The sequence below is a fragment of the Arthrobacter sp. P4_H3 genome (assembly GCF_056400885.1).
In genome coordinates this window covers 1-641 of sequence record NZ_JBFUKK010000055.1, presented here as the reverse complement: position 1 = coordinate 641, position 641 = coordinate 1, and the positions used below count along the sequence as shown (strand labels likewise).

Annotated in this window: 1 protein-coding gene; it reads left to right on the top strand. The window is 74.4% G+C overall.

Annotation, left to right across the window (positions count from 1 at the left end; genetic code table 11):
* The coding region (locus AC1DRE_RS25115) for a DUF222 domain-containing protein (protein WP_476987169.1) at positions 1-641 on the top strand (641 nt) is incomplete at both ends.

Sequence of the window (641 nt, the reverse complement as noted above, 5' to 3'; positions counted from 1 at the left end):
GCCGGGGCCTGCGCAGTGTCCCCGCGGCACCCCAGCATCCTCTTGAAGCAGCGTCCGACGGCGGGTCCGGTGAGCTGGCGCGGTGCCTTGAGCTGCTCAGGACCTTGAGTTCGACGGCGGTCGACGACGCCGCGCTGCTCGGCTTCCGCGAGGCCGCGGACTTCGCCGACACGGTCGAGGAGATCTCCCGGGCCGTCGAGTACCTGCAGATCGTGTCGGCCGGGGCCGTGGACCGCAGCCGGCAGGCAGCCGCAGTGGCTGCGCGCTCAGCCGCAGTCGGCTCAGGATCGGCCGGCTGGGGATCAGCCGGCCCGGGCTCTGGTACGGCGGTCTCCGGCGCGGGGGCCGGCTGGGTGACCGGCTGGGGCACCGATACGGCCGCAGCGGGTCATGACGCTCCACCGGCGCCGAATCGCGCCACTTCGGATCCGGCTGATGACGGGTCCCGGAACGCGGCCGAGTTCCTCCGCGCCAGGCTGCGGATCAGCATTGCCGAAGCGCGGCGCCGGATCAGCCTCGCGTCCGCGGTGCTGCCCAGGCCAGGGTTTGCAGGCCACACGGAGCCGGCGGAGCGGCCCGAACTCGGAGCCGCCGTCGCCGCCGGGACCGTCGCGTCCCGGCCCGCGACCATCATCACCCCC